This window comes from Aerococcus sp. BD502, from assembly GCF_057919555.1.
In genome coordinates, this window is sequence record NZ_CP147972.1 from 728088 (window position 1) to 742266 (window position 14179).

12 protein-coding genes are annotated in these 14179 nt (G+C 50.1%); 1 reads left to right on the forward strand and 11 read right to left on the reverse strand.

The genetic code is table 11. The features are described from left to right. Positions 1-19: 19 nt before the first annotated feature. Complete coding sequence (locus tag WF803_RS03475; protein WP_489611886.1) at positions 20-952, forward strand: IS3 family transposase; 933 nt, start codon at positions 20-22, stop codon at positions 950-952. 370 nt (positions 953-1322) lie between these two features. Here WF803_RS03475 and lysS read toward each other — a convergent pair whose 3' ends face one another. The 11 genes from lysS to WF803_RS03530 form a co-directional block, all read right to left on the reverse strand. Beyond that, positions 1323-3239 carry a lysine--tRNA ligase gene (gene lysS / locus WF803_RS03480; RefSeq protein ID WP_489611729.1) on the reverse strand — a complete coding sequence of 639 codons (1917 nt, stop codon included), beginning with the start codon at positions 3237-3239 and terminating at the stop codon, positions 1323-1325. Between the two features lie 66 nt (positions 3240-3305). Next, positions 3306-4304 carry a tRNA dihydrouridine synthase DusB gene (gene dusB, locus WF803_RS03485; protein ID WP_489611730.1) on the reverse strand — a complete coding sequence of 333 codons (999 nt, stop codon included), beginning with the start codon at positions 4302-4304 and terminating at the stop codon, positions 3306-3308. 10 nt (positions 4305-4314) lie between these two features. Beyond that, entirely contained in the window at positions 4315-5121 is an 807-nt protein-coding gene (locus WF803_RS03490) for a pyridoxal-phosphate dependent enzyme (protein WP_489611731.1), read from the reverse strand. Between the two features lies 1 nt (position 5122). Continuing rightward, positions 5123-6016: an Hsp33 family molecular chaperone HslO gene (hslO, locus tag WF803_RS03495; RefSeq protein WP_489611732.1), complete on the reverse strand. Its 894-nt coding sequence runs from the start codon at positions 6014-6016 to the stop codon at positions 5123-5125. 116 nt (positions 6017-6132) lie between these two features. Continuing rightward, positions 6133-8307, reverse strand: a complete 2175-nt coding sequence (gene ftsH, locus WF803_RS03500) for an ATP-dependent zinc metalloprotease FtsH (protein WP_489611733.1) — start codon at positions 8305-8307, stop codon at positions 6133-6135. A gap of 152 nt (positions 8308-8459) precedes the next feature. Continuing rightward, complete coding sequence (hpt, locus tag WF803_RS03505) at positions 8460-8996, reverse strand: hypoxanthine phosphoribosyltransferase (protein ID WP_489611734.1); 537 nt, start codon at positions 8994-8996, stop codon at positions 8460-8462. A gap of 173 nt (positions 8997-9169) precedes the next feature. Continuing rightward, complete coding sequence (tilS, locus tag WF803_RS03510; protein WP_489611735.1) at positions 9170-10579, reverse strand: tRNA lysidine(34) synthetase TilS; 1410 nt, start codon at positions 10577-10579, stop codon at positions 9170-9172. Positions 10580-10633: 54 nt separating this feature from the next. Beyond that, on the reverse strand, positions 10634-11047 hold the full coding sequence (locus tag WF803_RS03515) for a S1 RNA-binding domain-containing protein (protein ID WP_489611736.1): 414 nt from the start codon (positions 11045-11047) through the stop codon (positions 10634-10636). A 31-nt stretch (positions 11048-11078) separates the two neighbouring features. After that, positions 11079-11429: an FtsB family cell division protein gene (locus WF803_RS03520; RefSeq protein ID WP_489611737.1), complete on the reverse strand. Its 351-nt coding sequence runs from the start codon at positions 11427-11429 to the stop codon at positions 11079-11081. An 848-nt stretch (positions 11430-12277) separates the two neighbouring features. Beyond that, positions 12278-12556, reverse strand: coding sequence for an RNA-binding S4 domain-containing protein (locus tag WF803_RS03525; RefSeq protein WP_489611738.1), 279 nt, complete (start codon positions 12554-12556; stop codon positions 12278-12280). Then, a complete protein-coding gene (locus WF803_RS03530) occupies positions 12557-14167 on the reverse strand; it encodes an oligosaccharide flippase family protein (RefSeq protein ID WP_489611739.1) in 1611 nt (536 codons plus the stop codon). Between the last annotated feature and the right edge of the window lie 12 nt (positions 14168-14179).

Sequence of the window (14179 nt, forward strand, 5' to 3'; positions counted from 1 at the left end):
CCTTGAAAGCTCGCAATGAATACTTAGAAACAGAGAATGCAGCCTTAAAAAAGTTAAAAGAAGTGGAAAGAGAGTTGATGTTACGCGAACACAGTATGAAGCAGATTTTCAAACGGTCCAAAAACTCCAGCAAGAAGGATACCGAGTAACTCACTTATGTGAGGCTCTAGGCCTTAGTCGTTCAAGCTACTATAAATGGCGAAACCGAAAGCCAACAGCTTCTGAAAAGCGTCTGAGGCAACTGATCAAATGGATTATTTCTGTTTATAAAGAACATCAGGGGGTTTATGGCTATCGTCGCATTACGATCTATTTAAATCATTTTCTTAACGCCAAAGTCAATCACAAATGCGTGCAACGCTTGATGCAACTGTTAGACTTAAAAGCGGTGATCCGTCGTAAACGTTACCGTTATAAGCCACATCTTCCCTCCCATGAGGCCGAAAATATTTTGAATAGAGAATTTCAAAAGGAATATCCGCCCATGGAAGTCTTATTAACAGATGTTACCGAGTTTAAATATGGCTTTGGCGCAAAAGCTTACCTCAGTGCGATTCTCGACTATGGGGCTAAGAAAATTGTGGCATTCCAACTTTCTAAGCATAATAATAACGAATTAGTCCGGCAGACCATCGGTCAAATTAAGGCTCGTATGAAACCCAAGCAAACTCTTATTCATAGTGATCGTGGCTTTCAATATACCTCACACTTCTTCAAAAATTTTGTGGACAAGCATCAGGTGATTCAGAGTATGTCGAGAGCTGGAAAATGTATTGACAATGGCCCTATGGAAGCCTTCTTTGGGACTATTAAGGAAGAAATGTATCGCTTAAAGGCTTATCAAACCTTTGAGGAGTTAGCGTCTGATATTAACCAATATATTGACTTCTACAATACCAAGCGCGTCACACTGCGAATGGGCTTAAGGATCCCATCAAAAAACCATGTATGATAAAATATCATACATGGCAAAAACAAATATTTTATTTATTTACCTGTCTACTTGACAGGGGTCAGTTCAGCTTCTGTTGTGGTCAATTTTTCATTTATTTTATTCTGGATCAAAGAAATATCAAAGAGCTTAAGCTGACCTTTTACTAAAGTAATCTTCAATCACTGTATTTGAGCTTTTAAAGTTGAATACCCTGCGATGAATATTATTGCCTCGGTTCACATATCTTTTATGCGCCTTTATTAATTCATCAATACGATTAAATGCCCTGAAAAGCGTTGCAGATGTTCTTCATTTGGCCAAGCCTTTCCCAGCAATTTGCCAAAGAAAAAGCGAGCACGGGGCTCGCTTTCCTTCGCTTAATGATCACTTAGCCAATTTTAGCACCTGCCGGGATGGCATCATCTAAAATTAAGAGCTGCAATTCCTCTTCACCGGCTAAATGATAGAGTGCTGAGAGCAGCATGCCGCAAGAATTAATGCCCATCATTTTCCGTGGTGGCAGGTTAGTAATCGCTAGTAAAGTCTTGCCCACCAGCATTTCGGGCTTGTAGAAATGCTTGATACCACTTAAAATGGTGCGCTCTTCGCCGCTACCATCGTCGAGTGTAAATTCAAGTAATTTATGGCTCTTGGGCACTTCCTGGCAGTCTAAAACCTTAACGGCACGCAAATCAGCTTCCATGAAAGTTTCAAAATCCATTTCCTCTTCGAAGAGGGGATCTAACTTTAATTGAGAACGATCAATTTTTGGCGCTTCAACTTCAGGGGCCGGCGCAGTCTGGCCTTGCGGGCGCATGGTGGGGAAGAGTAAAACGTCACGAATGGATTTCGCATTGGTCATGACCATCACAAGACGGTCGATCCCAATCCCCAAGCCACCGGTGGGCGGCATTCCTGTTTCTAATGCTTCGATAAAGTCGGTATCCATCGGGTGGGCTTCATCGTCCCCGGCTTCTCTTTCCTTCACTTGCGCTTCGAAGCGCTCACGTTGGTCAATGGGGTCAGTCAACTCGGTGAAGGCATTAGCGGCTTCATAGCCCGCAATAAATAATTCAAAACGATCGGTGAAGCGCGGATCTTCTTCATTGGTGCGGGCTAGGGGCGAGATGGCTTTCGGATGGCCGTAGACAAAGGTTGGCTGAATCAATTTGTCTTCGACAAAGCTTTCGAAGAATTCATTAATCACATGCCCCACGGTCGCCTGGGCCTCCACTTCGACATGGTGCTCCTTAGCCAGGGCGCGCGCCTCTTCATCAGACATTTCCTCAAAGAAGTCCACCCCACAAGCTTCCCGCACGGCGTCAACCATATGCACACGATTCCAGCGGCCGCCCAGATCCAATTGATGGCCTTCGTATTCAATTTCAAAGGTGCCGAGTACATTCCTAGCCACATGTTGGTAGATGCCTTCGACAATTTCCATCACATCCCACATATCCGCATAGGCCGTATACGCTTCAAGCATGGTAAATTCCGGGTTATGGGTGCGGTCGATCCCTTCATTACGGAAGACACGCCCAATTTCATAAACCTTCTCCATGCCACCGACGACGAGGCGTTTGAGGTGAAGTTCCAAGGCGATACGCAAGTAGAGTTCAATATTTAAAGCATTGTGGTGGGTGATGAAAGGACGCGCCGCTGCCCCACCGGCAATGGCATGCAAGACCGGCGTTTCCACTTCCAAGTAGCCTTGGTTATCCAAGTAACGGCGGACTTCCCGAATAATTTGCGACCGTTTCACGAAACGATCCATGCTCTCCTCATTCACCAGTAGGTCTAAGTGACGTTGGCGGTAAATTTGCTCTTGGTCACTCAAACCATGATATTTATCCGGCAAGGGACGCAGGGCCTTCGTCAAGTGCTCCAATTCTTGGACACGAATACTTAATTCACCCGTATTGGTCCGCATGAGTTGGCCCTTAACCCCCACAATGTCCCCAAGGTCTGCCTTCTTCCAAATGTCTTGGTAAACTTTTTCGGGAACCTCGTCTTTACGCACGTACAACTGAATTTGGCCTGTTTGATCCTTAATATGGCCAAAACCGGTTTTCCCTGCACCGCGTTTAGACATCAAACGGCCGGCAACGGCGACGTAAATATTTTTATTGGCGAGTTCATCCTTGTCGTATTGCTCAAAATCAGCATGTAAGGCCCCCGCCTGATGATCCGGCTTGAAATGCGCCGCAAAAGGCTGGAAGCCAGCGGCACTCAATTCCTCCACTTTTTGGCGTCTGACCTGCATTTGATCATTGAGACCCTGACTACTCTCTCTCTGTTTTGTCATCTTGTCACTTCCTATTTCCTATCTATTCCTCTACTATCATGTCATAATCACCCAAAATTGCAATAGCTATTTAGCCCGCCCTTCGGCTTCACGCGCTTCGGTTTCCGCCTGGAAAGTTCTTAAATAGCCTTCCACCTCCGCTAAAGATTTGGCCTGCACGCAAGCCACCTTCACCTTAGCACTGCGACGAATGCCTTTTAAATAATAGCTAACGAGGCCGCGAAACTCGCGCACGCCCACGTCTTCGCCCTTCAATTCCACCAAGCGCTTCAAGTGTTTTAAGGCTTGGCCAATGCGAAAAGAGCCCGATTTAGCTGCGAGTAGGTCGCCCGTTTCTAAATAATGCACCATGCGCCGGATCACAAAAGGATCCCCCAAGGAAGCGCGGCCGACCATCACACCATCAACGCCATAGACATCGAGCGCTCGTTTGGCGTCTTCCGGCGTTTTAATGTCACCATTCCCATAAAAGGGCACGTGCACGGCTTCGGCCACCCGTCCCAAAAGTTCCCAGTCGGCTTGCCCACCATAAAGCTGGGCGCGCGTCCGCCCGTGCATGGCGATCATTTGGGCCCCAGCGGCTTCGGCGGCCTGGGCATTTTCAATGGCTAAAATATGTTCATCGTCCCAGCCTGTCCGCATTTTAACCGTCACCGGCTTGTCGATGGCTTTGACCACCGCTTGGGTGCGCCGGTAAACTTCCTCCGGATCCAGCAAGACGCGGGCACCAGCATCTGTTTTAACCACCTTTTGCACGGGGCAGCCCATGTTGATATCGATGATAGCGGCCTCCGTATTTTCAGCTACAAAGGCGGCAGCTTCTGCGAGTGAGCTTTCCGTGCTGCCAAAAATTTGCACGGATAAAGGCCACTCCGACTCTTCAATATATAGCATTTTCAAGGTTTTCTTATTGCGGAAATGGATGCCCTGGTCGGAAATCATTTCACAAACGACTAAGCCAGCCCCCATTTCCTTAGCAATCACGCGAAAGGCCGCATTGGAAATGCCCGCCATCGGGGCAACCGCAATCGGATTAGCTAATGTAATGGGTCCAATTTTTACCATAAATCTCCCCCTAAGCGCGCGTCCCGAGAACCACAACTTGCCGGTCCGGGCCGAGGTCCTTGGCCACTTCAATCGCACCAGCCACGCAAGCGGCCGTATCCAAATCAACCTTCAAGCCTTCATCAATGGCCAGGCGAATTTGCCGGTCACGAGCGGCCTCCTCCGTCATGGTGATGGCATAGTCATAGCTGTGCGCGCCGTAACTTAAATCTGTAGCTTCTCGCTCTACCCCGTACACCTTAATATTCGGGTAAGCTTTCCGTAAAGGCAGGCTGATGCCAGCGACTAAGCCGCCCGTGTGCAAGGGCACAACGATGGCATCAATCCCGGCCTTCATTTGGTCGGCGACTTCCGGGCCGGTGGTAAATTCATGAATCGCTGGATGGGCCGGGTCTTGTCTGGGGTCGAGCAGCAAGCCCCCCGCCTTGGCGGCATGACTGGCGGCCTCTAAGCGGGCATCCGCCCGGCGTTCCGCTGTTTTTTCCACCACTTCTGCCCCGTAGGCTTCGATGGCTTCAATCTCCGCTTCACTGGCCTCTTCATCTAAATAGGCCGTCAGCGTCATGCCTTTAATGGCACACATGCAAGCCGCACTCAAGGCAAAGCGAGCACTCGCAAATAATGTCAAAGGCGTCTTTGGCGTCCAGGCTTCGCTTTCCTGGGCGACTTCCAGCATATTAAGCGCTACCCGGTCATCGTAGTGGCCGGTGGGATTTTGCATTTCACATTTCATATAAAGATCGGCAGCATAACCAGGAACAGTCCGCTCCAATTGAATGAGGGGCGTTTCCCCTACTAAGTCGAGTCCGTTAGCCATCTTAGTCCTCCTTCTGCAAGGCTTCTTGGCGCAGGGCGACTAATTCGCCGCGGTCAAAGTGGTATTTCTCATTGCAAAAATGACAAACAGCTTCCGCCTCACCATCTTCTTCGATTAACGTCATCAGTTCTTCGGGTCCGAGGGCAATCAGGCCGCGTTTAAAGCGTTCCTTGCTGCAGGGGCAGTGGAAGCTGACCGGCCGTTCGGCTAAAATTTTTGGCTCGCCCCCATCCCCGGCCAGGCGGTGAATAATATCCACGGGCCGCTCGCCGGCTGCCAGTAATTTCGTGATGTGGGGCGTTTCCTGGACCGCGCGCTCGAGCTCGTCTAGGCACTCCTCACTCGCTCCCGGCAAAGCCTGCAAGAGCCAGCCGCCCGCTTGTAGGATATGTTCATCCGGAGCCACTAAAACTCCCAAGCCCACGGCAGAAGGAATTTGCTCGGAAACCGCTAAGTAATACGTAAAGTCTTCGGCCACTTCACCAGACACAATAGGGACTTGGCCAGAAAAAGGTTCCTTTAAGCCGAGATCCTTAATCACAGTAAAAGTTCCTTCGCTCCCCAAGGCCCCCCGCACATCCAATTTTCCTTGGTCATTGAGGGGCAGGCCAATTTCCGGCCGGTCCACATAGCCGCGCACTTGTAATTTGCCATTAGCATTGGCGACGACTTTTCCGGCGGGACCATTCCCTGCCATTTGCACGGTGACAGTGGCCTCATCCTTAATGTCACTCGCCAAGAGTAAGGTGCCCACAAGCATCCGCCCCAGGCCCGCACTCGCAGCACTCAAGGTGCCCTGGCGGCGTTGGGCCTCTCGGACCGTTTCTGTCGCATCAATTGCTGTTATTCTGACTTGGCCATCATACATCACAGCCTTCATACATTGATCTACCAAGCTTTCACTTCCTTTTCTTGCCACTTTACGGCAGCTAATCGGCTTTATTGTAACATGAGGAAAAACACCTGTTAAGAAAAAGCTTGAAAGTCCCCTTCCAAGCTTTTCCTAAACAATTATTCTGGCTTCTCATCGTGAGAAGTGTCCTCTTCTTCGGCTTGATCTTCTTCAGACTCAGCCCCCTCTGCTTTGCGGGTTTCTGGCACATCAGGTTCAGGTTGTTCATCTTTTTCCTGAGTTTCGTGCTTCCCTTGATGGGCCGCTTTCGTATTTTCTTGCTTCTTGTGGCCGGCGCGTTGCATCTCGGCCTTAACTTCTTCATAGCTCTTCGGCCGGGCATCATCTTGGCCCTCTTGTTCCTTGGCTTCAGCGGGCATCTTACCCGTATCGAAGAGGCTCTTAATCGTTTTGGCATCTAAGGTCTCAAGTTCCAGCAATTTTTCCGCAATTAAGGTCACTTGTTCACGGTGCTCTTCCAAAATCTGGATGGCCTGTTCCATATAAGCATCCATCATCTGCAAAACTTCTTGGTCAATTAACCAGGCAGTCTGCTCAGAATAAGTTTTATTTTGGTAAGGATTGCCGGCACCCCGCATGCTGTGGTCACCCTCGTAGGAGATCGGTCCTAATTTTTCGGACATCCCGAATTCGGCTACCATGGCACGGGTAATTTGCGTGGCTTGTTCAAAGTCATTGCTGGCGCCAGAAGTTTGTGTTTGGAAGAAGACCCGTTCAGCAGCGCGTCCGCCCAAGAGGCCGACCACTTGCTCGTCCAAGTCTTTCTTCGTGTACATCATCTGGTCTTCCCGAGGCAGCATGATCGCATAGCCCCCCGCCTTACCTCGCGGCACAATGGTCACCTTATGCACCACGCGGGCTTCGCTTAAGACCAAGCCACAAACGGTGTGCCCAGCTTCGTGGAAGGCTACCATGCGGCGTTCCTTGGCACTGACTTGGCGGTCGCGTTTGGCGGGCCCGGCGATAACCCGATCCTGAGCCTCGTCCACGTCCACCATTTCCACTTCCTTCTTATCTAAGCGCGCCGCTAAAAGCGCCGCTTCGTTTAGGACATTTTCCAGCTCCGCCCCCGTAAAGCCAGGTGTCTGCTTGGCTAGGGCCTTCAAATCCACATCAGCAGCGAGGCGCTTATTGCGGGCGTGAACTTCTAAGATGGCTTCCCGGCCCTTCACATCGGGACGGCCGACGAGGACTTGCCGGTCAAAACGTCCCGGCCGCAAGAGGGCGGGATCCAGCACGTCGGAACGGTTGGTCGCCGCAATCACAATCACATTATCTTGCTCCGTAAAGCCGTCTAATTCCACCAGTAACTGGTTGAGGGTTTGCTCACGTTCATCGTGGCCACCCCCCATACCACTGCCGCGACGACGGCCGACTGCATCAATCTCATCAATGAAGATAATAGCCGGCGAATGTTTCTTCGCCGTTTCAAAGAGGTCACGGACCCGGCTGGCCCCAACCCCCACAAACATCTCAACGAATTCCGAACCGGAAATGGAATAGAAAGGTACCCGTGCTTCCCCAGCAACGGCTTTGGCCAGCAAGGTTTTCCCCGTTCCCGGAGGCCCTTCGAGGAGCACCCCTTTAGGAATACGGGCGCCTAATTGATGGTACTTGCGGGGATCCTTTAAGAAGTCCACCACTTCCACCAATTCTTGTTTTTCTTCTTCGGCTCCGGCGACATCGTCGAAACGCACCTTGGTTTTTTGCGATTGGTCTTTGACGTTGGATTTCCCCATCATCATGGGATTGCCACGGCCACCACCTTGGGCCCGATTGGTCATGAAGTAAATCAGACCGACAAATAAAATCAAAGGCAAGCCAGTAAAAAGCAAGTTCAGCCAAATGCCAGAATTATCTTGCTTCAGGGTTGTGAGCTTCGTTCCACTCTCAGCGGCTACTTCCGTCAGACGTGTTAGGGTCGAGTCATTGGGCAGGAGGAAGGTCGCATAGCGATTGGCTTCGTCCCCAATAATTTGGTTGAAAATCGTGAAGGGTTGCTTGTTGGCGTCTTCGGCTTTCACCTTTTCGCCTTTCTCGTCCTTCCGATATTCCCCCTTCACCTCATAGGCGCCAGCTTTCGGCTTAATTTCAATGTTATCTATTTTCTTATTCTCTAACTGCGTGAAAAATTGGCTCTGACTCAATTCTTCCGTCTGTCCGTCTTGGTCGCCCCCCATAAAGAGGTTGTAGACGCCCAACAGACTTAACATGACGAATAGCCAGAGCAGGCCAGTCGTTAGTAGATTACGTTTTGGTCCTCTTCCTTGCATCCAGTTTCTCCCATCTGTTCGATTTTTGTGCTAATTCATTTATTATAGCAAGTTTTTCCTCTCATTTAAAGTTAGGCAGCTGAAAGCGCCCCTTCCCCAGTTATGGGGAAATTACGGGGCACCCTAGCCTCCTGGCTCATGAAAAGCTCGCCTTATTGGTAAATTTCTGGTTTCAAAACACCCAAGTAAGGCAGCTCCCGGTAGCGCTCATTAAAGTCCATACCGTAGCCTACCACAAATTTATCCGGAATGTCTAAGCCAATGTAGTCTCCCTGCAAGGCGACTTCCCGGCGTTCTTGCTTATTGAGGAAGCTCACAATCTTCACCGAAGCGGCATGGCGGTGGACCATTAAATCACGAATACGGGTTAGGGTGTGGCCCGTGTCAATAATATCTTCCACCAAGAGGACGTGGCGATCCTTTACCGTTTGATCCACATCCTTTAAAATTTTCACCTCACCGCTGCTAATCGTGCCTTCGCCGTAACTGGAGGCCGCAATAAAATCAATTTCCAAATCACAGTTCATCGCACGAATTAAATCCGCCATAAACATGGCCGACCCCTTCAGCACCCCAATGACTAAAGGAAATTTGCCCCGGTAAGCTTCGTTAAGTTCCTCACCCAAGCGTAAGACAATTTCTTGGATCTCTTCTTCACTCAAGATAACCTCTTGAATATCTGCGTGCATAAGTTCCTCCATTATTTTCTCTAGCATTTTTCACTTTGCCTATATAATAACATAGCCCTGGGAAAATGTGCGTCCCTAGCTCGAATTATTGCCGCTAATTTTAGGGTCAAACTTTAAAATATGGCAAATAAAGAAAAGCATGGCTCACCTAAATCAATGCAGGCGAATCTTAATTATCCCCTAAAGGAGGAATGGGGTAAAGAATTTTGCCTAGGCTTAATAATTAAATAATGACTGGCAGCTGCCTCCGGCGCTCGGTAGAGCCAACGGTCAGTGTAAATAGCTAAAACTTGTGAGCCACGAGCCAGAAGCCAGGCTGCTTGGCGGTCTTTCGCGGGAACCTTCTCATTAATGAAGAAACGACGCAATTTCTGCCGGCCTTGTTTCAAGAACAACTTATCTCCCGGCTGGCGGTGGCGTAGGGTTAACCCCTGGGCCAAAGCAAAATGGAAACAGGCTTCCTCCTGAGGTTTTTGAGAAGAAACGACCACTTTCTCTCCGGAGGGTAAGGGATAAGTCCCTACGCTCACAATCTTGAGCATAAAATCAGCCTCGTCTTGCCTAACTTCCGTCTTCGGCACCGTGGTCGTGATGAGGACTTCATCATAAGTTTTCCATAAGTAATAACCCAAGGGCAAGTCCCAATGACCTTGCGGCTCTCCCTGTGTCAGAAAAGCAACGGCATCGTAGAGACCAGCCCGCGGAAAACGACCTAAATCAGCATTCACCTGGCGGAGCATCCCCTCTAACAGTAACACTTGCTCGGCCGACGTATATTTCATAAAAGCCGGTAAGGAGAAGGCCAAGCCCTGCACGCGCGGTTCAGTAAGCGCCTCAATGGCTTGAGCTAAGCCTTGGGCCGCAAAGCTACGCCAAGCCCGCACCTCCTGGCTCAAGGCTGCTAATTGACTACTCACCTGAGGATTTTCTTCCTCCCAAGCGGGCAAGAGGTCTAAGCGCACCCGATTCCTAAAATAAGCTCGGGATTGATTGCTCTCATCCTCAGCGTAAGCATACTCACCTCGCTGGGCCGCTGCCTGGATGGCTGCCTTGGAAACCGTCAGAAAAGGCCGCCAGAGGTAGAGGTCCGGCGCATCAAAAAGTGGTCCCAAAGTCCCCATGCCTCCCAGACTGGGCAGGCGACTCCCGCGAATTAGCCGCATCAAAACCGTCTCCGCCTGGTCATCCTCATGATGGGCCGTTGCCAATAAACGCCCGCCCCGTTCCCGCAGCACATGCTGAAAGGCCCGGTAGCGAAAGGTACGCGCCAAAGCTTCCACGCCCGTCGTGAGCGGCGGATGCTGCCAGCGGCGAATAGCTAAGGGCACGCCGGCGTCTAGACACAAGCGAGCCACCTGCTTTTCTTCCTGCTCGCTCGCAGCCCGCAATTGATGATTAATATGCACGCAGGCAAAACGCCAGCCACAGGCCGCTTGCACTTCCAAGAAAGCATGGAAGAGAACTATAGAATCCACGCCCCCAGACAAGGCTAAAAGGACCTCTTCCTGGGTGAGGTCAAGGTCCGAAATTTTCTGCTCGAGGGCTTCTCCCGCCGCAAGTAATTTTTTAGCTAATGGCGTCATACAACCTCCTAAAAGCGAAAAGGTTCGAGGCAAGCTCGAACCTGCTACCTATCCTTAGCGGCGCCCACCCAAACGGTTATCGGAATTTTTCCGAATCGAAGCCAAACGATCGTCACTTTCCTTCAAAAAGTTACTCATCATGGCATCAAAATCATTGGTGGATTGACGCTTAGGCCGATTAAATTTACTCGACGCTTGAGGGCGTGGAGGTTTGGGAGCGCGCTTTTCTTTCGGCTGCGCTTTTTTAATCGAGAGGCTAATTTTTCCATCATTTTCAATGCGATCGACCAAAACCTTCACTTCTTGGCCAACCTCAAGAAAATCATTAATATCCTTCACGTATTCATCAGCAACTTGTGAGATATGAACAAGGCCATTTTTTCCTTCATCTAAATCTACGAAAGCTCCGAAATTTTTAATTCCCGAGACTTTACCAGTCACAATTTGCCCTTCTTTAAGTACTGACAATCCTGTGTAAACTCCCTTCACACTAAGTGCTCTAATGGCGGCCGCGAGGGTGCGGCGTATTATATAAACGCTCACCATCCCGGCTCAAATAATAATTGCTCCGTGCTAGTTTCAGCACATATTCATCGTTTTGCAAACGCGTCGCCTGCTTCTTCAAAGCCAGCAAAGCCTGCTCCTCGCTATTCATCACACTCCGTGTCATCTCAATTTGCGCATTAAGGTCCTGAATTTCCCGGTAAGTTTGAAAAATTTGCCAGCAAATCGTCACACTCACCAACACAAAAAGCAGCCCCAAGCCCTTCTTCACCCAAGGCCTAAAACCACCCGACCCAGCATTCTCAACACGCCCAGCCTCATCACGCTCAACTTCCGTCCTAGCCATCGTACAACCACTCCCTAAAGCTCTTACCCCTTAAGTATACCTATTAAAAAGAAGAAAGTACACCCAAAACTAAAGGCTGCGAACCACGATAGCCCCAACCGAGTTGACTTTTTAGGAGGGTTCTGGCCTTAGCCAGGTTCCTCCTAAAAGTAACGCAGGTGTCGGGGCCGTGGTGAGCGCAACTAAAGGAAGGGAACGCCATAGAGAGGAAGCGGTGAGTTGACAAAAGGAAGCGAAACTCGACCAGCAGGCGGAATCACTGGAAAACCAGGATACGAATCCACCGCTTGCCCCCGCTGAGTTGACTGCTTAGAATGGTTCTGACGATAGTCAGGTTCATTCAAAGCAGTAACGCAAGCGACGGGGCAGGTGGTGAGTTCAACTTCAGGATACGAATCCACCAAAGTCTCCACTGAGTTGACTTTTGCGAGTGGTTCTGGCTTTAGCCAGGTTCATTCGCAAAAGTAACGCAAGTGCAGAGACTGGTGGTGAGTTCAACTAAAGGGAAGCTCTAGTCGATGACCAGGTTCATCATTTAATGAAGTGGATGTCCAGCCTGCCGAGTTGAGCTGGACTTAAGGAAGCGAAGCTCGACCAGCAGGCAGGACCACTGGAACCAAGTCACACAGAGACGGCGTAGCATTGTCTCCAGTGACTTGGTGAAGTGGAGCCTCGCCTGCCGAGTTGAGCTGGACTAAAAAGTAGCCAGCTACCGGGAAATAAAAGCAAATCTCGTAATGCAAGCCCTCAGTAGGCGCGAGCCGGACTAAAAAGCAGCCCATTTCCGGGATATAAGATAAAGTCCAAGTAACGCAAGCCTTCACCCCAGGCCGAACCAGTCTCACTCGCTAGAAAAATTCCGGCTCTTCCCGATCTTCGTACTGCTCATCTAGAATTTTATACATATTTTGAGCCTCTGCTTTTTTCGCCGAATCCTTGAGCTCCAAAACTTCCACTGTCATTTGCCGGCGGCTAAAGCGAATCAACAGCTCATCGCCAACTGCTAGCTTCGTTCCTGATTTCGCCATTTTCCCATTCACATCAATACGACCACGGTCAGCCATTTCCTTGGCCACGGGCCGCCTTTTAACGAGGCGGGAAACTTTTAAAAATTTATCCAAACGCATTTAAGCATTCCTCTCTTTCAGATTCAAATAGGGCAGGAAATAGGCACTCCCTGGGAAGGCTTGCCATTCTTTTTTCGATAGAACTGGACGCTGCCGCAGGTAAAGCAAGACACACAGTGCGCCGAAAGTCACGCCTAAAACGACGGCCAGTGTATCCGCTAAGCGGCTCTGACCGAGCCAGTAGCTGAAAAGCGTTAAGGCCAGGCGAACAAGCACTAGCATGCCGCCCGCTAAAGGCAGCAAATCCCTCAGCAAACGACGCAGGCCAAGATCTTTTTTCGTCCAAGCGGGCAGGAAGTAAAAGCTCCAGCAAAGCATCAAAGTCAAACTCAATAAACTCCCCCAGGCCGCGCCATTGACCCCAAAATACATGACCAGCACGCCATTAATGACCCCTTTCAGCAAAAGGCCCAGCGCCAGGCCACCAAAAACCACCCGCTTATGATTCAAGGCAAAATGAGCCGTAAAGAGGGCCAAGACCGGACCCAGCCAGGTAATGGTCAGAACATACCAAACCAAGGTCCAGCTGCCCGCACGGGAATGGAACAACATATGATTCATCTGGGGCATAATGGCCACCAAGCCGGCTGTCACCAAAATGCCGACAAAAACCACCAATCGCAAATACATATTAAACAAAGCACGGAAACGGCGGCGGTTTATCCCCAGCCACGCATTCCGAAGCAAAGGCAAGTAAGTGGTTTGGAAGGCCATGGCTAAAACCAAGCCTAATTGCACTAGGGGCTGACCGCGGTCATAGATTCCTTTGGTGGCTTTGGCCATGTTAGGAGCCAAGCCAGCTAAAAGCAAGTGATCATAAATCGTAAAGGCATCCAGCAATTGTAAGAGGATGGGCAAGGCGCTTAACAGGCAAAGCAAAAGCCCTTCGCGAAGAAAACGACGCACCAAAGCCCCCCAGCCTAAATAGGCGGGCAAGTCCTCTACTGGTCGGGGTTTTTTAAAATAGCGGCGGGTGCCCCGGTGTCCCAGCAAGAAGAGACTTAAAATACTCGTCGCCGCAAAAGCTGCCACCCAGACACTGCGCATGGCGTGCTCCGTGATGGTATATACGGAATGGTCCCCCTGGTGAACGCTCCAGTAAGCAACACCTAAAATCATGGCGACCCGCGCCACTTGCTCGACCACTTGAGCTACGGCCACAGGAATCATATCCTGGCGGGCTTGGTAAGCCCCTCTAAGCATCAAAACCACGGGGAAAACTAAGAACATGCCGCTAATACTACCAATCGCTGGCGCTAGCTCGATATCCCCCATCTCTTGGGCAAGGAGATTCCGGCCGAAAAATAAACCGGAAAAAATTAAAACACCCACCACGAGCATGAGGATAAAATAGCGCCGGAGAAAGTACTGGCGATTAACCAATTTCCGCTCGCCCGCCACCACTTCGGCTACCGCATTGGGCAAGCCCGATAAAGCAAAAATTGTACCAATACCATAAATCGGATAGACCTGCTGGTAGGCATAAAAACCCGTATCGCCCACAATATTTTGGAAGGGAACGCGGTAAACCACACTCAAAACTTTAGCCAAAAGGCCGGCTAGGGTCAGCCAGAGGGCTCCCTTTAAAACTTGTTTTTTACGTGTCGCCATCGCTTCCCCCTC